We start from the raw sequence: 21,895 nt of genomic DNA, 5'->3' as shown, positions 1-21,895 counted from the left end.
CCCCCGTTCAATCTCGTGCAATAGTCAGCCGCAGCCCGGCGCGGTCGATCGCGGCGCGATCGTCCGGCGCGGGGGCGGCATCGGTGATGATGGCGTCGAAATCGGTCAGATCCGCCAGCGCGTGCAGGGCGGATCGGCCGAAGCGGGTATGGTTGACCAGCAGCACGGACCGGTCGGCGGCGGCGATCATGGCGCGCTTGGCGCGCACGGCGTCGTCGTCCATGTGGAACGCCCGCAGCCCTGCCACGGCGGGGGTGGAAATGAAGGCCAGGTCGGCGCGCAGCCGCGCCAGCGCATCCTCGGTCACCACCCCGAAGAAGCCGTTGAACTTGGCGCTATAGGCGCCGCCAAGCGCGATCAGCGTCACGCGCGGGGCATCCTTCAGCCGGTCGATCACGGCGGCGTTGTTGGTGATGACGGTAAGCGGCGCCTTGTCGACCAAGTTGGCCCCCAACAGCGCGGCCATGGATCCGTCATTGACCATCACCGTCATGCCGGGTTCGACCAGATCCAGCGCGGCTCGGGCCATGCGGGCCTTGGCGTCGCTGTCCTGCAAGGCGCGGATGCGGAAGTCGGATTCGAACTGCGTGCCCGCCTCGATGGTGGCACCGCCCCGCACCTTGCGCAGCAGGCCCGCCTGCTCCAGATCGTCCAGGTCGCGGTGGATGGTCATGCGCGACACGGCGAAACGGTCGGCCAGATCGTCCAGATCGACGGCCCGCGCCCCGACCAGCAGATCCATGATCGCCTGCCTGCGTTCCTCGCGCTTCACCTGATCCTCCTGGGTTGGGGGCTTTGTAACACTTGTTGCGAAAATCGCAACATGATTTTTGTGACATTGTGACGGCATTTTGTGATTATTGTTGTGGTGGCGGGCCGTCCGGGGTATTCAGCCCCAAACCGTCGGAGGACCACATGCCCCTAGATTCGCCCAAAGACCCCAAGATCGCCGCCAAGGCCGACCTGGACCCGCAGAACTTCGCGCTGGCTAACTGCATCCGCGCGCTGTCCATCGACGCGGTGAACGCGGCGAATTCGGGCCATCCCGGCGCGCCGATGGGCATGGCGGACGCGGCCACCGTGCTGTTCCGCAACCACCTGAAATTCGACGCCAAGAACCCCGACTGGCCGGATCGCGACCGCTTCGTGCTGTCGAACGGCCATGCCTCGATGCTGCTCTACAGCCTGCTGCACCTGACGGGGTACGAGGACATGACGCTGGAGCAGGTGAAGAACTTCCGCCAGTGGGGATCGATTACGGCGGGCCACCCGGAATACGGCCATGCCAAGGGGATCGAGACGACGACCGGCCCGCTGGGCCAGGGCATCGCCACCGCCGTCGGCATGGCGCTGGCGGAACGCCGCCTGGCCGCCGAATTCGGCGACGATCTGGTCGATCATCACACCTATGTCTTCACCGGCGACGGCTGCCTGCAAGAGGGCATCGGGCAAGAGGCGATCAGCCTTGCGGGCCACCTGGGCCTGGGCAAGCTGATCGTGCTGTATGACGACAACTCGATCACCATCGACGGGCCGACCTCGATCAGCTTCTCCGAGGACGTGCCCGCCCGGTTCGAGGCCTGCGGCTGGCATGTGCAATCCTGCGACGGCCATGACGGCAAGGCCCTGGATGCCGCGATTGCGGCGGCCAAGGCCGAGACCGGCAAGCCCTCGCTGATCGCCATGAAGACGGTGATCGGCTTCGGGTCGCCCAACAAGGCCGGCAGCTATGCGGTCCACGGATCGCCGCTGGGCCGCGACGAGGCCGCGCTGACCCGCGAGGCAATCGGCTGGCCTCATGATCCCTTCGTGATCCCGGACGATCTGCTGTCGGAATGGCGCCGGATCGGCACCCGCGGCGCCACCGACCGCGAGGCCTGGGAAGCGCGGCTGAAAGATCGCAGCGCCGATGTCCGTGCCGAGTTCGAACGCCGCCTGTCGGGCACCCTGCCCGAGGCTTACGATTCGGCCCTGAAGGCCGCGCGCGATGCCCTGTTCGCGGATCCCAAGAAGGCCGCGACCCGCAAGGCCAGCCAGATGGCGCTGGAACCCCTGACCGCCGCCCTGCCCGAGATGATCGGCGGTTCCGCCGACCTGACCGGATCGAACCTGACCCGCGTGAAGGCCGTGGACAGCCAGTATACGCGCGAGGCGCCGGGCCGTTACATCGGCTATGGCGTGCGCGAATTCGGCATGGCGGCGGCCATGAACGGCATCAACCTGCATGGCGGCTTCATCGCCTATGGCGGGACGTTCCTGGTGTTTTCGGACTATGCCCGCAACGCGATCCGCCTGGCGGCGCTGATGGGCGTGGGCACGATCTTCGTGATGACCCATGACAGCATCGGGTTGGGCGAGGATGGCCCGACCCACCAGCCGATCGAGCATCTGGCATCGCTGCGCGCCATCCCCAACCTGACGGTGCTGCGCCCGGCGGATACGGTCGAGACGCTGGAAGCCTGGGACATCGCCATCCGCAACCGCAACGTGCCGTCGCTGCTGGCGCTGTCGCGCCAGGACGTGCCGCAACTGCGGCTGGAGGCGGGCGACGAGAACCTGACCGCCAAGGGCGCCTATGTGATCCGCCAGTTCGGAGAGGGCCGCGACGTGACCCTAATCGCGACCGGGACCGAGGTGCAGCTTGCGGTGCAGGCGGGCGAGGCGCTGCACGCCCAGGGGCTGAACGTCGCCGTGGTGTCGATGCCCAGCTGGGAGCTGTTCGACGCCCAGCCCGAGGCCTATCGCAAGGCCACCTTGGGCGACGCGCCGCGCATCGCGGTCGAGGCCGCAGGCAAGTTCGGCTGGACCCGCTATGTCGCCTCCGAGGATGACGTGATCGGCATGACCGGCTTTGGCGCATCCGCCCCCATCGACCGGCTGTATCAGGAGTTCGGGATCACCACGGACGCCATCGTCGCGCGGGCCAAGGCCTTGACGGGGAAATGAACCGACGACCCGAGTCGTGAAGGACGGCCCGCCTTGCGCGGGCCGTTTTCGTTGCGCCCAAGGCGGGGGGCTGTCTGCCCCCCGGTTGCGGCGAGGCCGCAACGCCCACCGAGGGTATTTTTTCAAAGAAGAAGGAGAGGGCGCGCGGGTCAGCCGACCAGGGCTTCCGCTGTCGCCTCGTCCGTGATCAGCCCGCGCAGCCGTCCGCTGCGCAGCGCGGCCCGGATCGCCTGAACCTTGTCGGCGCCGCCCGCGATCACAACGGTGCGGCTGTCGTCGGGGCCGTCCAGCGAAGCCGACAGTGTGCGCGCCGACAGCATGGTTTCCAGCACCCGCCCGTCGGCATCGAAGAAATGGCCCATCATCTCGCCCACGCCGCCGCCCGCGCGGATTTCGTCGATCTCTCGCGGCTCGATCATGCCCGAGGCGACAAGCTGGGCGCCGGGATCGACGGTGCCCATGCCCACGACCTTCAGCCCGGCGCCATTCGCCAGATCGAAGATCTCGGCCACGCCCGGCTGGGCCAGCAGCACCGCGCGGTCGGATTCGGAATTGGCGAAGAAGGGCACCGGCAGGACATAGGCCTGCGCGCCGGTCTTTTCGGCCAGCCGGTGCATCACGTCATGACGGTTGGCCGAATAATGCCGCGTCAGCCCGCCCAGCAGCGACACGAAATGCGTCCCGTTGGCATCGAAGCGCGGCAGTTGTTCCACCGCCGCCGCCAGGGTGCGGCCGTGGCCCAGGCCGATGACGCGATGTTCGCCGCTTTCGATCTGGCGGCGCAGGAAGCTGGCCCCGGCCAGACCCAGGGCGCGGAAGGGCGCCCCGTCCTCACCCAGATCGGGCGCGACCTCGCAGAATTCGAGGCCGTATTGCTGGCACAGGCGGTCCTCCAGCAGGGCGCATTCGACGATCTCGCCATCGACGCTGACCTTCACGACGCCGTCCGCCACCGCGCGGGCGATCAGGCGATGGGCCTTGACGCCGGTCACGCCCAGCCGTTTGGCGACCGCCGCCTGGGTCAGCCCGCCCGCGTAATGCAGCCAGGCCGCGCGGATCGCCAGGCTTTGTTCGGGATCGCCGCGCGCCATCAGCCCGCATCCTCCATGATCCGGCGCAGGTCGCCGGGGGTCAGGGCCGCGGGATTGGCCTTCATCGAAGAGGAGGTCGCGGCGGCTTCGGCGGCTGCCGCCTGCGCCTCGGGGCCGATGCCCAAGGCAGACAGGGCGGGCAGTCCCGCGCGGTGGGACCAGTCGGCCAGGGCGCGGGCGGCCTCGGGCACCGATGCGAAAGGGGTGTCGAAGGCGGCGCCGATCCAGCGGGCGACCTGATCCAGCCGGTCGACGGCGGCAGGGTCGGTCGCGGCGCAGCGGTTGGCCATCAGCACGGGCGGCAGCAGCGCCCCGCAGATCGCCCCATGCGGCGCGCCGGTCAACCCGCCCAGCGGCCCGGCCAGGCCGTGAACCGCGCCAAGGCCCGCATTGGCCAGGGCCAATCCGCCCGCCAGCGACACCCAGGCCATGTCGTCGCGGGCATGCGCATCCTCGGCCTCCATCAGCCGCCGCAGCGCCGCCAGCCCGCGCGGGATCGCGTCGCGGCAGATCGCATCGGTCAGGGGGTTGGCGCGGGTGCAGGTGAACGGCTCGATCACCTGGGTGATGGCGTCCAGCCCCGAGGCCAGCGTCACCGCGCGGGGACAGCCATCGGTCAGAACGGGGTCGACGATGGCCAGGCGCGGCAGCATCCGGGCGTCGCGCAGGCTGACCTTGCGGCGGTGTTCCGGCACGCCGATCACGGCGTTGCGCGTGACCTCGGCCCCGGTGCCTGCCGTGGTGGGGATGGCGACAAAGGGCAAGGGCGGGTGGTCCAGCGGCAGGCCCTGGCCCACGACCTCCAGATGATCCAGCATCGGGCGGGTGGCGGGGATCAGCGCGGCGACGGCCTTGCCCGTGTCGATCGCCGCGCCGCCGCCAAGCGCCACAACCACCTGCGCGCCCCGCCCCGCCGCGATGCCGTCGCCGATTAGATCCATGTCCGGTTCGCGCGGCACGGCGAAGCGAGCGACACGGCATCCCTGCCCCGCCAGAGCCTCGGCCAGCCATGCGGCGCGCGCGCCGTCGCGGCCATGGACCAGCAGCACCTGCCGCCCCATCGCCGCGATGCGCGGGGCGGCATGATCCGCCTGCCCCCTGCCGAACAGGATCTGGGTGGCGGTGGCGAAGGCAAAGGGCTGCATCACACCCTCAGATCCCCGGCGCCGCTGTCGATATGCGGCGCCCAGAAGGCCACGCTTTCGGCGATCTGGGCGATCACCTGGCGGTCGTTCGGTTCGCGTTCCTTGAAGGACAGCTCCAGGCAGATTTCGTTGTTCACGGCGCCGCCTTCGGCCAGGGCCGCCAGCAGCGGTTCGGGCTGGACCCGGCCCCTGGCGTTGTATTCGGCGGTGAAGGGGCGGTGGCCCGATTTGTCCATCATCGACTGCTTGATGTGGATGATGGGCGAGACACGCGGCACCGCCCGCGCCCAGGCATAGGGGTCGGTGTCGTCGGGGTTGGGGCTGGTCACGTCGCCGTGGTCGATATCGGCCATCATCCACATCGGCACGGCCATGTCTGCCGCTGTCAGCCGGTCCTGCAAGTCCATGCAGGCGGCGATGGTTTCGCCGAACTCGCGCCCGACGCTCATCGGTTCCCAGAAGACATAGGACAGCCCGGCGGCCTTGGCGTGGTCCGCGACCTCGGCCCAAGCGTCGATGGCGGTCTGGATCAGCGATTCGCGCCGCGCGGGGTCGTCGTAGTCGCGATAGGTGAAGATCGCGAACTGCGTGCCCACGCTGCTGCCGCCCAGGTCGCCGATGATGTCGGAGAAGGTCTTGAACCAGTCCACATAGTATCGCCGCACGTCGCGGTCGGGATGGCCGAAATGGTTCAGCCGCCCGTACGGCCCGGTCATGCCGCTGGTCACGCGGACGCCGGTCCGGTCCAGGGCCGCGCCCATCCGGCGCGTCAGGCGGCGGATCACCGGGGCGGGCCAGGACGGGTTGATGAATTCGTGGGTCAGTTGCAGGTCGCGGATGCGCAGGTCGCGCGCCACGGTGTCGATCAGGTCGTCCGGGTCGGCGAAGCGGTTGACCAGCGGGTTGGTGTTCAGCGAAAGGGTCAGGGACATGGCGGTCACGCGGCCCGGTTCAGGTCGGCGGCCAGGCCGGATCCGGCGAACCAGTCGGCAAAGGCGTCGCGTTCGGCCTGCGTCAGGTGCAGGTAATGCTTGGTGCGCCGCAGCAGGATGTCGTCGGCCGTCTGCGCCCATTCCTTCGCGACCAGATAGCGGACCTCGGCCTCGTACAGGGTGCCGCCGAAGTGACGGCCCAGCCCGTCGATCCCCATCGCGCCCGCGATCACGTCCTTGGTCCGCGCGCCATAGAGGCGGGCGTAGTGCAGCACCAGCGGGCGCGGCATCCAGGGGTTCAGTTCGCGCTGCAATTCCACGAAGGATTCGAAATCGGCATTGGCGATCTCTCCGCCCGGCAGGGGGGCCTCGCCCGTCCAGTCCGGTCCCATCCTGGGGAAGATGCCGCGCAGGCGGTGCATCCCGCGTTCGGCCAGTTCGCGGAAGGTGGTGATCTTGCCGCCGAAGATGTTCAGCAGCGGCGCGCCGCCTGTCTGGTCCAGGTCGAAGACGTAATCCCGCGTGACGGCCGAGGGGTTGCCCTTGCCGTCGTCGAACAGCGGCCGCACGCCCGAGAAGGAATGCAGCACGTCCTCGCGCCGCAGCTTTTCCTTGAAATAGCGGTTCACGGCGGCCAGCAGATAGGCGATCTCGTCCTCGCCCGCCGCCACGTCCTCGGCCCGGCCCTCATAGGCCACGTCGGTGGTGCCGATCAGCGCCAGGTCGCCTTCATAGGGATTGATGAAGATCACCCGCTTGTCGTGGTTCTGGACCAGATAGGCGTTCGCCCCCGCCCACCATTTCGGCACGATGATATGGCTGCCCTTGACCAGACGGACGTTGCGGCTGGAATTGGACCCGGCGACGTTGTTGATCACGTCGCTGACCCACGGCCCCGCGCAGTTCACGACGCAGCGGGCGCGGAAGCTGCGGATCTCTCCGGTCGCCTCGTCGCGGGTCTGGACGGTCCAGGCGCCGTTCTCGCGGCGGGCCGAGATGCAGGGGGTGCGGGTCAGGACGGTCGCGCCCTTCTCCGCAGCGCCCAGGGCGTTCAGGATCACCAGGCGGGAATCGTCCACCCAGCAGTCGCTGTATTCGAATCCCTTGTGATACTGGTTCAGCAGCGGCGCGCCCTCGGGGTCGCGGCGCAAATCCAGCGTGCGGGTGCCGGGCAGCTTCTTGCGCCCGCCCAGATTGTCATAGAGAAACAGCCCCAGCCGGACCAGCCAGGCGGGACGGTCCTGCGGCGAATGCGGCAGCACGAAGCGCATCGGCCAGATGATGTGCGGCGCGGCGTTCAGCAGAATCTCGCGTTCGATCAGCGCCTCGCGGACTAGGCGGAATTCGTAATATTCCAGATAGCGCAGCCCCCCGTGGACCAGCTTGCCCGACCGGGACGAGGTGCCCTGTGCCAGGTCGTCCTTTTCGCACAGCACGACCTTCAGGCCCCGGCCCGCCGCATCGCGCGCGATGCCCGCGCCGTTGATGCCGCCGCCGATGACGAACAGGTCGATCATGTCGGTGTCATGGCTCATCTCAGTGTCCTTTCAGGGATCGGGCCGCGGCCAGCGCGTCCCAGGCGGGCGGCAAGGCCCGGCGCGACGCGGTGAAGGCAGGAAACAGCGCATCATAGGCGGCGACAAGGGCGGGATCGGGGGTTTCGGGTTCCCCCAGCAGCGGCGTGACCCATTCGGCGATGCAGGCGTCCATGTCGGGATAGGCGCCGATGGCGACGGCGGCCATCATCGCGGCACCCGCGGCGCCGGCCTCGTCGCGATCCGACACGCGAACGGGCGCGTTCAGGCTGGCCGACAGGATCCCGCGCAACCCGCGAGACCGCGCCGCGCCGCCGGTCAGGCGCAGTTCGGACGGCAGCGGACCCATGGCGGCATAGCAGTCGCGCATGGCCATGCCCAACCCCTCGGCCACGGCGCGGATCAGGTCGGGATAGCGGTGGCCCGCCGACAGGCCGACGAATCCGGCGCGGGCATCGGCATTGACGAACGGCCCGCGTTCCCCGGCCTCCGAGATATAAGGGTGATAGACGATCTGGCCGGGGCGGGCCTGCGCCAGCCAGCCCTCGATATGGGCGACCAGATCGCGATGGGTGACGGCATGGCCCATGTCCGACAGCAGCCCCGCCGCCAGCCCCAGCACCCAGTCCAGGTTCAGCGTCGCCGCCATGTTGGTCTGCACCTGCGTGACAATCCCAGGGATCGGCAGGCAGATCACATAGCCGGTGCCCTGGTCGTTCAGATGCACGTTCTCGGCGCGGACGGCGCGCAGATGGACGCCGGTGGATCCCACGGTCGAACAGGCCACGTCGCCCGCCGCGCCGCCATAGACACCCGCGCCAAGTGCCGTCATCACCATGTCCACATAGCCCAAGGCGACCGGCGTGCCCGCCAGAAGCCCGGTCTGGCGCGCGGCGTCAGGCGTCAGCGGATGGGTGACCTGGCTGCCGTCGATGATCGGCGGCAGCAGGTTGCGGCGGTGGGTCAGGCCAAGCGCGGCGATCACCGAATCGTCATACTGGCGGGTGCGGAAATTGCCGAAGGTGAAGCTGGCCTCGGACGGATCGGTGGCGCGCACGCCCGTCAGGTTCAGATACAGCCAGTCCTTGCAGTGCAGCGCGACCTCGGCCCGGTCCAGCAGGTCGGTCTGGGCATCCATATGCGCCATCTGCGCGCCCTGCTGGCAGGTGTTCAGCCCCGTGCCCGTGGCCTCGAACCGAGCGCGATCGGCGGGTCCGCCCGCCAGCCGCGCCACCGTCGGGGCGGCGCGCGCGTCCAGCCACAGCCAGGCATCGGACACCGGCCCGCCCTTGCCCACAAGCCACGTCCCGTCGCCCTGCGCCGTCACCGACAGCGCCGCCGTGCGGCCCGCCAGCCCGTCCACCTTGGCGCCCAACCCGCGCAGGGCGGCGGCGCAATCGTCCCAGGTCTGGGACAGCGACTGCGTGGCCGATCCGTCCATCCCCGAATGATAGCGGTTCGGCACCGAGGCCGCCGCGACCTGCCGACCCGCCAGGTCGAAGGCCACCGCCTTGATGACCGAGGTTCCGGCATCGACGCCGATCAGGATGTCACGACCGGCCATGGACAAAGCCCCTGCCAGCCGGGCCGAATGCGTCGGCGTTCATTCCAATTCCTCCTGCGCAGGTCCATCGCAGGACCACGCCCCGTCCGAAATCCATACACGAAAGGACAGGGATCGGGAATGCATTTTTTTGCAGACACCGAAATTATTTTCAGTTAGGGTGTGCATCAGGGCACGGGCATCATGAGGAGGCGCCACTGCCTGGCCTGTCCATCGCGGTCCGGGAATCGCAGGCAGCGCCGCAGGGAAAGCAGGGGGGAGAATCGGACATGCATCACTCGATCCGTGAATGCCCGGCGCCGCGCCGGGGTTCCGCGCGGTCCCGGTTCCGCGCCCGCTGATCCGCATCTTTGGCCCAAGGGATCATCCATGACGCAGACCATCACCTCTCCCGCGCCCAAGGCCCCCGCATCCTCGCGGCGCGGCCTGCTGATCGGCATTGCGGCTGCCGTTCTGCTGGTCGGCGGCATCGCGCTTGATACCACCGTGGTCCATATCGGATCCGAATCGGACGTGCGAGCGCAGGCCTTTTCCGCCGATACCTACGGCCAGACCGAGTTTCCGCGCATCCAGGCCTTCGTGACGGAAAAGGCGGTGGACGCCGCGACGCTGGCGCCCGAGGTTCTGGCCGACAAGGACGCGGCCGCCGCGAAATACGGCACCGCCTCGTCCACCGGGGCGATCCTGTTCGTGACCCTGACCGGCGTCGCGGGCGAGCCTCGATCGGGCGTCTATCCGGTGGCGGTCGAGGGCGTCCCCCCGGACATCACGGTCCGCGTCCAGACCGGCCCGGCGATCAACGGCACCGACCTGCGCGACGCGCCGGGCGATATCGCCTTCGGCAATTTCAAGAACCAGATCGAATACCAGGACGCCGGATCGGGCATCAACCGCGCCATGAAGGCTGCCGTTCTGGACGGGATCGACACGGCGAACCTGACCGGCAAGACCGTGACCGTCACCGGCGCCTTCCGCCTGATCAACCCCAAGAACTGGATGATCACCCCGGTGGAGCTGTCGGTCCAATGAGCGCGCAGATCCAAGGCGCCCCCGACGCGGCCGAGGTCGTGCTGGCCGCCCGCAACGTCGCCAAGTCATACGGCAACGTCCACGCGCTGAAGGGCGTGAACTTCGACATCCATCGCGGCCAGGTCACGACGCTGTTCGGAGAAAACGGCGCGGGCAAGTCCACGCTGATGAAGATCCTGTCGGGCGTGATCCGGCCCACCAGCGGCCAGATCATCCTGGACGGCCAGCCGGTCAGCTTTGCCAGCGCCAACGAGGCGCGCGACCGGGGCATTTCCATCATCCACCAGGAACTGTCCCTGGCCCCGAACCTGTCGGTGCGCGACAACATCTTCATGGGCCGCGAAATCCACGGCCCGATGGGCGTCGATTTCGCCGAGGAGGAACGCCAGGTCCGGCTGCTGATGGAGGAACTGGAGGAAGAGATCGACCCCCTCACCCCGGTCGAGGAATTGCGCCTGGGCCAGCAGCAGATCGTGGAAATCGCCCGCGCCCTGTCGGTGGACAGCCGCATCCTGATCATGGACGAACCCACAAGCGCGCTGTCGGCATCCGAGGTCGAGGTGCTGTTCAAGGTGATCCGCGACCTGACCGCCAAGGGGGTCAGCATCGTGTATATCTCGCACCACCTGGAAGAGGCGCTGACCATCACCGACCACGCCGTGGTGCTGCGCGACGGCACCATGACCGCCTATGCGCCGCGCGCCGAAATCGACCTGGACTGGATCGTGCGCAACATGGTGGGCGAGAATTACGACCTGGGCAGCCCGCCCGACAGCGCCGGGCAGGGCGTCGCCCTGTCGATCCGGGGCCTGTCGGTGCCGGACGCGACCGGCAAGGATCTGGTCCGCGATCTGTCGCTGGACGTGCGCGCCGGGGAAATCGTCTGCATCTATGGGTTGATGGGCGCCGGGCGCACCGAGCTGCTGGAAACCTGCGCCGGACGGCTGCGCGCCAGCGCCGGAGAGATCGTGCTGGAGGGCCAGGAGATCAGCCACCTGTCGATCGCCGAACGCATCGCCCGCGGCCTGGCCCTGGTCCCCGAGGACCGGCAGCGCGACGGGTTGGTCCAGACGATGAGCGTCGGCCAGAACCTGTCCCTGGCATCCATCCGCGACTTCACGCGCGGGCTGTTCACCAACAGGCGGGCGGAACGCAAACTGATCGAGGACAGCATCCGCAGCGTCACCGTCAAGACGGCGGGCGGCGCTGCGCCCATCGGGTCGCTGTCGGGGGGCAACCAGCAGAAGGTGGTGATCGGCAAGATGCTGGCCACGAAACCCCGCGTGATCCTGCTGGACGAACCTTCGCGCGGCATCGACATCGGCGCCAAGGCCGAGGTCTTCCGCCTGCTGGCCGAGGGCGCGCGCCAGGGGCTTGCGGTGATCTATTCCACCTCCGAGGTCGGCGAATGCCTGTCCGTCGCCCATCGGATCGTGGTCATGCACAAGGGCCGGATCTCGGCCGAATTCGATTCCACCGTCACCAAGGAAAAGATCATGGCCGCCTCGGGCGAGTCCGTGGCTGCCTGACGGATCATGTGAGGGAGGAAACCTGATGTCCGCCACGACCGCCGCCGCCAAGCCCGACGGCTTCAGCCTGGGCCGCCTGCTGCTGGAAGGCCGCGCCTTCTTCGCGCTGATCGCCATCATCGCGGTGTTTTCGTTCCTGTCGCCGAACTATTTCACGGTCAGCAATTTCCTGATCATGTCGTCGCAGGTCGCCATTTATGGCATCCTGTCCATCGGGATGCTGCTGGTGATCCTGAACGGCGGCATCGACCTGTCGGTCGGATCCATCCTGGCGCTGTGCGGCGTCGTGGCGGGCGCGATGATGCAGGGCGTCACGCTGGAATGGGCCGGGGTGATCCTTTACCCGCCGGTCTGGGCCGTGGTGGTGCTGACCGTTGCCGTGGGCGCACTGGTCGGCGCGCTGAACGGGGTGCTGGTCGCCTTCTTCAAGGTGCCGCCCTTCGTGGCCACCCTGGGCGTCATGTATGTGGCGCGCGGCGTCGCGCTGCTGATGACGAACGGGCTGACCTACAACAATCTGCGGGGCTCCGAGGCGCTTGGCAACACCGGCTTCAACTGGCTGGGCTTCAACCGGCTGTGGGGCATCCCCATCAGCGTGATCGTGCTGGCGGTGGTGGCGATCCTGGCCGGGCTGATGCTGTCGCGGTCGGCCTTCGGGCGGTGGCTTTACGCCTCGGGCGGGAACGAACGCGCGGCGGAACTGTCGGGCGTGCCGGTGCGGCTGGTCAAGATCACCGTCTATACCGTCTCGGGCGCGCTGGCGGCGGTGGCGGGGCTGGTGCTGGCCTCGCAGCTGACCTCGGCCGGGCCGACGGCGGGGACCACCTATGAGCTGACCGCCATTGCGGCGGTGGTGATCGGCGGCGCGGCCCTGACCGGCGGGCGCGGCGGCGTGCGCGGCACCATGCTGGGGGCCTTCGTGATCGGCTTCCTGTCGGCGGGCCTGGTGATCATCGGCGTCAGTTCATACTGGCAGACGGTGTTCACCGGCGCGGTGATCGTGCTGGCGGTGCTGATGAACTCGATCCAGTACGGGCGCGGCGGACGCAAGTCCTGACGACCATTCCTTTCCGTCCGGGCCAGGGGGCCTGGGCGGCCCATCCCTGCTTCAAGGCAGTCAACCAACCCAAAGGGAGAGAGAAACCATGTTCAAACTGACCCGCCGCGCGCTGCTTGCCGCCGCCGCCTCGCTGCCGCTGATGGCTGCCGCGGCCCAGGCCGAGGGGCTGATCACCATCATCGTCAACGACCCCGCGAACCCCTATTGGTTCACCGAGGGCGAGGTCGCCAAGAAGACCGCCGAGGAACTGGGCTATACCGCCAACGTCGCCGCCCACCGGGGCGACACCAATACCGAAAGCACCCTGGTCGACACCGCGATCACCAACAAGTCGGTGGCGCTGATCATGGATCCGGCCAATGCCGACGGGTCAGTGGGCGCGGTGCAGAAGGCCGTCGACGCGGGCATCCCGGTGATCCTGATCAATGCCGAGATCAACCAGGAAGGCCTGGCCAAGGCGCAGCTGGTGTCGAACAACGCCCAGGGCGCGGCCCTTGGCGCGCAGGCCTGGGTCGGGGCGGTGGGCGATGCCGGCAACTATGTCGAACTGTTCGGCGCGCCGTCCGACAACAACGCCCAGACACGCTCGAACGGGTTCGAGACCGTGCTGACCCAGTATCCCGACCTGGTGAAGGTCGGGCAAGAGGTCGCCAACTGGGACCGCACTCAGGGCTATCAGAAGATGCAGTCGCTGCTGCAAGCCAATCCCGACATCATCGGCGTGATCTCGGGCAACGATGAAATGGCGCTCGGCGCGATCGCCGCGCTGAAAGAGGCGGGCAAGCTGGACCAGGTCAAGGTCGGCGGCTTCGACGGATCTCCCGACGCGGTCGAGGCAGTGAAGGCCGGAGAGATGCAGTATACCGTGCTGCAACCCGTCGCGGTTTTCGCCGAGGAAGCCGTGCGCCAGGCCGACAACTTCATCAAGACCGGCTCGACCGGTGTGGACACCGAAAAGCAGTTGTTCGACTGCGTGCTGGTGAATGCCGACAACGTGGACCAGATCACGGCGCCGTTCACGTTGACGCAGTAAAACGCATTCCGCGCATGACAGGAAAAGCCGGGGCAACGACCCCGGCTTTTTTGTGTCTGGCACAACGGGACCAGAGGTCCGGCAGGTGAATGTCCAGTGGACATTCGCCCGGACCAATTGCTCAAAGCCGGAAGACGAAGGCAAGAAGGGGGTGCCACCAAGCCGAACAGTCGTGATCCGGCCAGTCGATAGGCCCCGCCTACCCCGCGACCGCTTCGGGCAGTTCCCCATGCTCCGGATCGGGTTCGCCCGCCGCGTCGTGTTCGGCCAGCCAATGTTCGGCATCCAGCGCCGCCATGCAGCCCATGCCCGCGCTTGTCACCGCCTGGCGATAGATGTGGTCGGTCAGGTCGCCCGCCGCGAAGACGCCGGGGATCGAGGTGCGGGTGCTGCCCGGTTCCACCTTCACATAGCCGCCGTTGTGCAGGTCCAGCTGGCCGCGCACCAGGTCGCTGGCGGGCGCATGGCCGATGGCCACGAAGATGCCGTCCGCCGGAACCGTGCGCGTGCTGCCGTCCTGGGTCGAGGTCAGGACCGCGCCCGTCACGCCCAGCGGCGTATCCACCCCCTGAACCTCGGTCAGTTCGTGGTCCCAGATCACCTCGACCTTGGGGTTTTTGAACAGGCGCTGTTGCAGGATCTTCTCGGCCCGCAGGCTGTCACGGCGGTGGACCAGCGTCACCTTGCTGGCGAACTTGGTCAGGAACAGCGCTTCCTCGACGGCGGTGTTTCCGCCGCCGATCACCAGTACTTCGCGGTTGCGATAGAAGAAGCCGTCGCAGGTGGCGCAGGCGGACACGCCGAAGCCCTTGAATTTCTCCTCGGACGGTAGGCCCAGCCAGCGGGCCTGCGCGCCGGTCGCCAGGATCACCGCATCCGCCGTGACCACGCGCCCGCTGTCGCAGGTGGCGGTGAAGGGCCGCCGTTGCAGGTCCAGCGAGGTCACCATGTCCACGACGATCTCGGCCCCCATGGCGCGGGCGTGTTCCTCCATCTTGACCATCAGCTCGGGGCCCTGGATCTCGGTCTCGCCGGGCCAGTTCTCGACCTCGGTGGTGATGGTCAGCTGGCCGCCGGGCTGCATCCCCTGGATCAGCATCGGCTTAAGCATGGCCCGCGCGGCATAGACGGCGGCGGTATAGCCCGCCGGGCCAGAGCCGATGATCAGAAGTTTCACATGCGTCGTATCGGTCATCTTGCGTCCCATCCGGTGTTTGTGCATGAGGTAGTCCTTCCCATCCGACTCTGCAACGCAGGACGCGCTCGGAAAGAATGTTGCGGGCGCGATGCCCGCATTGTAGTTTCTGGCAACGCCAAGAACCCGATCAAGAAAGAACAGCATGGCCGGCGCGAAACTGGACGACATCGACCGCAAGATCCTGGCCGAATTGCAGGCCGACGGCCGAATGACCAATGTCGAGCTTGCCCGCCGTGTCGGCATCTCGGCCCCGCCCTGCCTGCGCCGGGTCCGGGCGCTGGAGGAGACGGGCTTCATCCGCGGATACCACGCCGACATCGACGCGCGCGAACTGGGGTTCGAAGTGCAGGTCTTCGCCATGGTCCGCCTTGCCAGCCAGTCCGAACGCGACCTCTCGGCCTTCGAGGCGCTTGTGCAGAACTGGCCGCTGGTCCGCGAATGCCACATGCTGAACGGAGAGATCGACTTCATCCTGAAATGCGTCTCGCCGGATTTATCGACCTTCCAGCGGTTCCTGACGCAATCGCTGACGGCGGCGCCGAACGTCGCCAGCGTCAAGACCTCGCTGGTGATCCGGGCGGCGAAGGATCAGCCGGGGGTGCCCTTCGAGGTGGTCGAGGAACGGGTAAGGGAGGCGGGGTGAGAACGTGCGTGCAAGCACGCGCTTTACGCCTGCTAATATTAATTTAACCATTTGATTTTTTTAATTTATGATGGCTTTGTTGCGCTATTCGGGATGAGGTCGGAAGTGTCCCTTTCCCGTCTATCTTCAGCGCATACGGACGGTCTCGGGCGTCCCGAGTGATGTAAAGCGGTTCATGAGTGCGATGCGGATCCGAACCTCCGCATCCTGCCTGTCGAAGTCTCTGGCCATGATACGCTCGCCCAGGAGCTCGAGGCATCTCATCTTGGCCGCGACGCGACTTTGTCGGTGATATCCGGACCTTTCTTCCCGTTGGCCCGCCCGAACCGCTTGCAGGCACGTAGCGCTTCGTTTCGCGCCTGCAGGCCGGGATCGTGGCCCTTCCAGACCCTGGCATTCCGTCGCGGCGGTATGATGGCATGGCCCCTCGATCCGCGATGGCGGTGTGACATCCTTTGGTGTCATGGATGCCGTCGGCGGTAACGCTGCCGATCCGCTCTTGCAGCGGGACCTGCGCCAGCAGGTCCGGCAGAACGGGCGCCTCACCGATGCGGTTGCCCGTCATCTCCACCGCGCGAACTTCAAGGGTTTCGGCATCGATACCGATGTGGATCTTGCGCCATGGCCTGCGGCGGCTGGCTCCGTGCTTGCGCACCTGCCACTCACCCTCACCAGAGAACTTGATACCCGTGCCGTCCACTCGCAAGTGCAACGGTCCGGATGATGCACGATACGGGATCTGAACATTCGCGTGCTTCTGCCTGCGGCAAAGCGTCGTGTAATCCGGCACCTGCCAGTGAGCCCGGGCAGGCTCAGCAGGCTCTCCACGAACCTCGTCGTTTGCCGTAGCGGCAGCCCGAACAGCACCGTGATCGAGAGGCAGAACGGAATGGCCGCCGCCGAGAACCTCTCAGGATGGCCAGGCCTGCCCTTCAGCGCCACGAACCACGACATCTTAGGGTCAAACCACACGATCAGCGAGCCACGCCGCTTCGGTGCCTGACTGTAACTGGATCAGTTCGTCGTGCGAAATAGCGGGTCAGGCCTGCTCATGCCGTCAATCTAACCCGCCGACGCACAGACATGAATCCGACAACCGAGGGATAGCGCAACAAAGCCCCCGAAGGGTGGAATTACGCAACAAATCTCGTAGCTTGGAAAGTTTTGGCTCCGGCGGTAGGGATCGAACCTACGACCAATTGATTAACAGTCAACTGCTCTACCGCTGAGCTACGCCGGAACACGGGGGCCGTATAGCAATGCCATCGGGGGCCGTCCAGTGGGCGGAAGAGGATTTTTTCACAAAGACATGAATCTTGTTCCGGGGCCAAGCGGATCAAGCGCGGCGACCGCGCCCAGGTCGGTCAGGGCCAGCAGATGGGCCAGGACATTGCGGGCGGCGGCGGGCAGCAGGACCGGGGCCACGTCATAGATGCGGCCCGCCAGCATCGCCGCGTCGGCGGGGCCGTCGCGCAATGCCGTCAGGATCTGGCCGCTGCGTTGGCGGCGGTGGGCGGCAAGTTCGGTCAAGCGGGTCAGCGGATCCTCGATGGTGTCGCCATGGGCGGGCAGCAGGCGGCGGGGGCGCATCTGCGCCAGGCGGTCCAGGGATCGCAGGTAATCCGCCAGATCCCCGTCAGGCGGCGAGATGATGGTCGAGGACCAGCCCATCACCAGATCGCCGCAAAAGATCCGGTCGCCCCACAGCAGGCTGAGATGGCCGCCGGAATGGCCGGGGGTGTGCAGGGCGGTCAGATCCCACCCTTCGCCCTGGATGACCTGCCCGTCATGCAGGGTGAGGTCGGGGGCGAAGCGAAGATCCAGTCCCTCGCCCCCGCCGACGCCTTCGTCCGCCAGCCGCCGCATCATCGGTGAGCGTCCTGACAGCGCGTCTCCGAAGGCCAGGACGGGCGCCCCGGTCATCTTCGACAGCGTTCGCGCGCCCGCGCTGTGGTCCAGATGCGCGTGGGTCACCAGGATATGGCTGATCCGCCCTTGCCCCGCCTCGACGATCGCCGCCAGGTGGCCGGGATCGTCGGGACCGGGGTCGATCACCGCGACATCCCGTTCGCCCAGCAGAAAGGTCGTCGTGCCCGGTCCCGTCAGGGGCGAGGGGTTCGGGGCCAGGATGCGCAGGGGGTCTTTCGTTCGTCCGTCCATGCCATTAGCCTTAGCACGACGAAAAAGGATTGCCATGGCAAACCAGGCGGACGGCGGCTGGATGAAGGGGGTTCTGCCGCGCGGGCTTTACGGGCGCGCGGCGCTGATCCTGTTCCTGCCGGTGGTGGTGGTCACGCTGGTGGTCAGCGTCATGTTCCTGCAACGCCATTTCGAAGGCGTGACCCGGCAGATGAGCAGCAGCATGGCGCGCGAACTGGCCTTTGTCGCCGCGCGCATCGACCAGGCGGGCGGCCGGCCTGCGGCGGGCCAGGACATCGCGGCCCCCCTGGGGGTGACCATCGGGGCCCCCGCGGGTCCAGGCCAGGGCGACCGGCGCCTGTTCTATGACTTCTCGGGGCGTGTGGTGATCGAGGTTCTGCGCGAGGCCTTGGGCGACATCGCCGCCATCGATCTGGCCAGCGACGACAAGCGGGTGATCGTCACGGTGGACGGCGCGGCCGGTCCCTATACGCTGGCCTTCGACCGCAGTCGGGTCAGCGCCTCGAACCCGCATCAGCTGCTGGTGCTGATGGTCTTCACCTCGCTGCTGATGACCGGGATCGCCACGGTGTTCCTGCGCAACCAACTGCGCCCGATCCGCCGCCTGGCCGAGGCGGCCGAGGAATACGGCAAGGGCCGGATGGTGCCCTATCGCCCGTCGGGCGCGTCCGAGGTGCGCAGCGCGGGCACCGCCTTCCTGGACATGCGTAACCGGCTGGAACGCCAGAACGAACAGCGCAAGCTGATGATGTCGGGGATCAGCCACGACCTGCGCACCCCCCTGACGCGGCTGCGGCTGGGCCTGTCGATGATGTCGCCCGACCTTCCCCCCGAGGACGAGGATCTGCGCGCGATGGAGGCCGACATCGCCGAGATGAACCGCATGGTCGACGCTTTCCTGGACTATGCGCGGGACGAGGCGCAGGACAGCCCGCCCCAACCCACATCGGTGGCCGACTTCCTGGACGGCATCGTCGCCGACGCGCAGCGGGCGGGCCAGCGGGTCGCGTTGCGCAGCCTGGAGGGAGATGCGGGCGGGCGGGCGACGTTCCGGCCCGACATGCTGCGGCGCGCCCTGGAAAACCTGCTGGGCAATGCCGCGCGCCATGGCACACGCGCCGAACTGGACGCCGCCCTGGGTCCGCGCAGCCTGCGCATCGGGGTCGAGGACAACGGCCCCGGCATCCCCGACGACAGCCTGGATACGGCGATGCGGCCCTTCACCCGTCTGGATCCGGCGCGGGGGCGCAACAGCGGCGGCGGCGCGGGGCTTGGCCTGGCCATCGCAGCGGACGTGGCCCGCGCCCATGGCGGGCAACTGCGGCTGGGGCGCGGGCAGCGGCTGGGCGGGCTGCGTGCGGAAATCGTCATTCCGCGATAGGTTGTGGCGGCGCTGCGCGGGCGGGAAATATGCGGTATTCTTCGCATGATATTGAACGTCGCATGACACCCCCCTAGATTGATGCGGTGCAGGGGCCGTGCGCCGCCATGACGGGGCCACGGCTTCGGGCAGAAAGGAACGCATAATGAACGAATTCGCATCTTCGACCTATCCGGTGCTGCCGCTGCGCGACATCGTGGTCTTTCCCCACATGATCGTTCCGCTGTTCGTGGGTCGCGAAAAATCGGTGCGTGCGCTGGAAGCGGTCATGGAATCGGACAGCCCGATCCTGCTTGCCGCCCAGAAGGACGCCTCGGTCGACGAACCCGAGGAGGACGGCATCTTCCGCGCCGGCGTTCTGGCCAACGTGCTGCAACTGCTGAAGCTGCCCGACGGCACCGTCAAGGTGTTGGTCGAGGGGCGTGAGCGGGTGCAGATCACCGAGTTCGTGCCGAACGACGATCACTTCGCGGCCACCGCCATCGTGCTGGCCGAAACGCCGGGCGACCAGGCCACCGTGACCGCCCTGGTCCGCAACGTGGCCGAGGAGTTCGAGCGTTACGTCAAGGTCCGCAAGAACATCCCCGAGGAAGTCGTGACCGCGGTGGCCGAGGCCAAGGAACCCGGCAAGCTGGCCGACCTTGTGGCGGGCCACATGGGCATCGCCCTGGACAAGAAACAGGATCTGCTGGACACGCTGGACGTGGCCGAGCGGCTGGAGAAGGTCTATTCGCTGATGCAGGGCGAGATGTCCGTGCTTCAGGTCGAGAAGAAGATCAAGTCGCGCGTCAAGACCCAGATGGAGAAGACGCAGCGCGAATATTATCTGAATGAGCAGATGAAGGCCATTCAGAAGGAACTGGGCGACGGCGAGGACGGCCAGAACGAGATCGCCGAGCTTGAGGAAAAGATCGCCAAGACCAAGTTCAGCAAGGAGGCCCGCGACAAGGCCGAGGCCGAACTGAAAAAGCTGAAGTCGATGTCGCCGATGTCGGCCGAGGCCACGGTCAGCCGCAACTATCTGGACTGGCTGCTGTCGCTGCCCTGGGGCGTGAAGTCGCGCACCCGCAAGGATCTGGTCGCGGCCGAAAAGATCCTGGACGCCGATCACTATGGCTTGGAAAAGGTCAAGGAACGGATCGTCGAGTATCTGGCCGTGCAGACCCGCAGCCAGAAGCTGAAAGGCCCGATCCTGTGCCTCGTCGGCCCTCCGGGCGTCGGCAAGACCTCGCTGGGCCGGTCGGTCGCCAAGGCCACGGGCCGCGAATTCATCCGCATCTCGCTGGGCGGTGTGCGCGATGAGAGCGAGATCCGGGGCCACCGGCGGACCTATATCGGCTCGATGCCCGGCAAGATCATCCAGGCGCTGAAAAAGGCCAAGACCACCAACCCGCTGATCCTGCTGGATGAAATCGACAAGATGGGCCAGGATTTCCGCGGCGACCCGGCCTCGGCGATGCTCGAGGTTCTGGATCCCGAACAGAACGCGACCTTCGTGGACCACTATCTTGAGGTGGAATACGACCTGTCCAACGTGATGTTCGTGACCACGGCCAACAGCTACAACATGCCTGGCCCGCTGCTGGACCGGATGGAGATCATCAGCCTGTCCGGCTATACCGAGGACGAAAAGCGCGAGATCGCGCGCCAGCACCTGCTGCCCAAGCAGATCAAGGCGAACGGCCTTCGCAAGGGCGAGTTCGAGGTGACGGACGAGGCGTTGACCCATGTGATCCGCTATTACACGCGGGAGGCCGGGGTGCGGTCGCTGGAACGCGAGATCGCCAAGCTGGCGCGCAAGGCCGTGACCGAGATCCTCAAGGGTCAGGTCAAGTCCGTGACGGTCGATGCCGCCAAGGCCGAGGAATACCTGGGCGTGCGGCGCCACCGTTACGGCCTGGCCGAGAAAGAGGATCAGGTCGGCGTGGTGACGGGCCTGGCCTGGACCTCGGTCGGGGGCGATCTGTTGCAGATCGAGGCGCTGCGCCTGCCGGGCAAGGGGCGGATGAAGACGACCGGGAAACTGGGCGACGTGATGAAGGAATCGATCGACGCGGCCTCCAGCTTCGTGCGGTCCATCAGCCCGGAAATCGGGGTGAAGCCGCCGGAATTCGACAAGCGCGACATCCACGTCCACGTTCCCGAAGGCGCCACGCCCAAGGACGGGCCGTCCGCGGGCATCGCCATGGTTACCTCGGTCGTGTCGGTCATGACCGGCATCCCGGTCCGCAAGGACGTGGCGATGACGGGCGAGGTGACGTTGCGCGGCAACGTGCTGGCCATCGGCGGGTTGAAGGAAAAGCTGCTGGCGGCGTTGCGCGGGGGCATCAAGACGGTGCTGATCCCCGCCGATAACGAAAAGGATCTGGCCGAGATCCCGGACAACGTGAAGACCGGCCTGACCATCATCCCGGTCAGCAACGTCCGCGAGGTTCTGAAGCACGCCCTGGTGCGGATGCCGGAACCCGTCGAATGGGACGAGGCGGCCGAGGAAGCGGCCGAGGCCGCCCGCCGGGTCGCCGCCCCGCGAGACGACCGCACCGGCGGCAGCGCCGTCGCCCATTGAGGCCTCAGGCAGGGCCGGTTCGCACCGGCCCTGTTTTTTCATGCGGATCAGATACATCGCTGAACCGCGCCATCAGGGTCGCG

16 protein-coding genes, 1 tRNA gene and 1 pseudogene are annotated in these 21,895 nt (G+C 67.2%); 8 read left to right on the top strand and 10 right to left on the bottom strand.

The features are described 5' to 3' along the window. Positions 1 to 7: 7 nt before the first annotated feature. Positions 8 to 772 (bottom strand): DeoR/GlpR family DNA-binding transcription regulator, encoded by a 765-nt coding sequence (locus ACTJI6_RS09600; protein WP_440800144.1) that lies wholly within the window; start codon positions 770 to 772, stop codon positions 8 to 10. A gap of 143 nt (positions 773 to 915) precedes the next feature. Here ACTJI6_RS09600 and tkt point away from each other — a divergent pair, with 143 nt between their 5' ends. Next, entirely contained in the window at positions 916 to 2,946 is a 2,031-nt protein-coding gene (gene tkt / locus ACTJI6_RS09595) for a transketolase (RefSeq protein ID WP_440800142.1), read from the top strand. Positions 2,947 to 3,095: 149 nt separating this feature from the next. Here tkt and ACTJI6_RS09590 read toward each other — a convergent pair whose 3' ends face one another. The 5 genes from ACTJI6_RS09590 to ACTJI6_RS09570 are packed head-to-tail and all read right to left on the bottom strand — an operon-like array spanning position 3,096 to position 9,213. Beyond that, the gene (locus tag ACTJI6_RS09590; protein WP_440800140.1) at positions 3,096 to 4,037 is read right to left on the bottom strand and encodes a sugar-binding transcriptional regulator; all 942 of its coding nucleotides are present in this window, start codon (positions 4,035 to 4,037) and stop codon (positions 3,096 to 3,098) included. Then, positions 4,037 to 5,182 (bottom strand): iron-containing alcohol dehydrogenase, encoded by a 1,146-nt coding sequence (locus ACTJI6_RS09585; protein WP_440800138.1) that lies wholly within the window; start codon positions 5,180 to 5,182, stop codon positions 4,037 to 4,039. The genes ACTJI6_RS09590 and ACTJI6_RS09585 overlap by 1 nt, the downstream gene beginning before the upstream one ends. Further along, a complete protein-coding gene (locus ACTJI6_RS09580; protein WP_440800136.1) occupies positions 5,182 to 6,114 on the bottom strand; it encodes a sugar phosphate isomerase/epimerase family protein in 933 nt (310 codons plus the stop codon). The genes ACTJI6_RS09585 and ACTJI6_RS09580 overlap by 1 nt, the downstream gene beginning before the upstream one ends. 5 nt (positions 6,115 to 6,119) lie before the next feature. Then, positions 6,120 to 7,649 (bottom strand): glycerol-3-phosphate dehydrogenase, encoded by a 1,530-nt coding sequence (locus ACTJI6_RS09575; protein WP_440800134.1) that lies wholly within the window; start codon positions 7,647 to 7,649, stop codon positions 6,120 to 6,122. Position 7,650: 1 nt separating this feature from the next. Continuing rightward, positions 7,651 to 9,213, bottom strand: a complete 1,563-nt coding sequence (locus ACTJI6_RS09570) for an FGGY-family carbohydrate kinase (protein WP_440800132.1) — start codon at positions 9,211 to 9,213, stop codon at positions 7,651 to 7,653. Between the two features lie 369 nt (positions 9,214 to 9,582). Here ACTJI6_RS09570 and ACTJI6_RS09565 point away from each other — a divergent pair, with 369 nt between their 5' ends. The 4 genes from ACTJI6_RS09565 to ACTJI6_RS09550 all read left to right on the top strand — a co-directional run bounded on the left by ACTJI6_RS09565 (position 9,583) and on the right by ACTJI6_RS09550 (position 13,864). After that, entirely contained in the window at positions 9,583 to 10,242 is a 660-nt protein-coding gene (locus ACTJI6_RS09565; protein WP_440800130.1) for a DUF2291 family protein, read from the top strand. Then, entirely contained in the window at positions 10,239 to 11,771 is a 1,533-nt protein-coding gene (locus tag ACTJI6_RS09560) for a sugar ABC transporter ATP-binding protein (protein WP_440800128.1), read from the top strand. Before ACTJI6_RS09565 ends, ACTJI6_RS09560 begins: the two co-directional genes overlap by 4 nt. Positions 11,772 to 11,796: 25 nt before the next feature. After that, positions 11,797 to 12,828 carry an ABC transporter permease gene (locus tag ACTJI6_RS09555; protein WP_440800126.1) on the top strand — a complete coding sequence of 344 codons (1,032 nt, stop codon included), beginning with the start codon at positions 11,797 to 11,799 and terminating at the stop codon, positions 12,826 to 12,828. 88 nt (positions 12,829 to 12,916) lie between these two features. Continuing rightward, on the top strand, positions 12,917 to 13,864 hold the full coding sequence (locus ACTJI6_RS09550) for a D-ribose ABC transporter substrate-binding protein (protein WP_440800124.1): 948 nt from the start codon (positions 12,917 to 12,919) through the stop codon (positions 13,862 to 13,864). A 199-nt stretch (positions 13,865 to 14,063) separates the two neighbouring features. On the opposite strand, the gene trxB is transcribed toward ACTJI6_RS09550, so the two are convergent. Then, positions 14,064 to 15,059, bottom strand: a complete 996-nt coding sequence (gene trxB, locus ACTJI6_RS09545) for a thioredoxin-disulfide reductase (RefSeq protein WP_440800122.1) — start codon at positions 15,057 to 15,059, stop codon at positions 14,064 to 14,066. A gap of 145 nt (positions 15,060 to 15,204) precedes the next feature. Here trxB and ACTJI6_RS09540 point away from each other — a divergent pair, with 145 nt between their 5' ends. Continuing rightward, positions 15,205 to 15,705: an Lrp/AsnC family transcriptional regulator gene (locus tag ACTJI6_RS09540; protein ID WP_126155460.1), complete on the top strand. Its 501-nt coding sequence runs from the start codon at positions 15,205 to 15,207 to the stop codon at positions 15,703 to 15,705. Positions 15,706 to 15,831: 126 nt separating this feature from the next. Here the strand turns inward: ACTJI6_RS09540 and ACTJI6_RS09535 are convergent. From ACTJI6_RS09535 to ACTJI6_RS09525, 3 genes and pseudogenes are all read right to left on the bottom strand, one after another. Beyond that, a pseudogene (locus tag ACTJI6_RS09535) lies at positions 15,832 to 16,758 on the bottom strand (IS5 family transposase). Between the two features lie 112 nt (positions 16,759 to 16,870). Beyond that, positions 16,871 to 16,945, bottom strand: a tRNA-Asn gene (locus ACTJI6_RS09530). A gap of 59 nt (positions 16,946 to 17,004) precedes the next feature. Beyond that, entirely contained in the window at positions 17,005 to 17,865 is an 861-nt protein-coding gene (locus ACTJI6_RS09525) for an MBL fold metallo-hydrolase (RefSeq protein ID WP_440800119.1), read from the bottom strand. A gap of 34 nt (positions 17,866 to 17,899) precedes the next feature. Here ACTJI6_RS09525 and ACTJI6_RS09520 point away from each other — a divergent pair, with 34 nt between their 5' ends. Both ACTJI6_RS09520 and lon read left to right on the top strand, forming a co-directional pair. Beyond that, positions 17,900 to 19,246 (top strand): ATP-binding protein, encoded by a 1,347-nt coding sequence (locus ACTJI6_RS09520; protein ID WP_440800117.1) that lies wholly within the window; start codon positions 17,900 to 17,902, stop codon positions 19,244 to 19,246. Between the two features lie 145 nt (positions 19,247 to 19,391). After that, positions 19,392 to 21,812, top strand: coding sequence for an endopeptidase La (gene lon, locus ACTJI6_RS09515; RefSeq protein WP_440800115.1), 2,421 nt, complete (start codon positions 19,392 to 19,394; stop codon positions 21,810 to 21,812). Positions 21,813 to 21,895 lie beyond the last annotated feature (83 nt).

The organism is Paracoccus sp. 22332 (assembly GCF_052045125.1).
Classification (GTDB): domain Bacteria; phylum Pseudomonadota; class Alphaproteobacteria; order Rhodobacterales; family Rhodobacteraceae; genus Paracoccus; species Paracoccus haematequi_A.
Note: the sequence above shows the minus strand (reverse complement) of the source record. Positions and strands in the feature narration are given on the sequence as shown.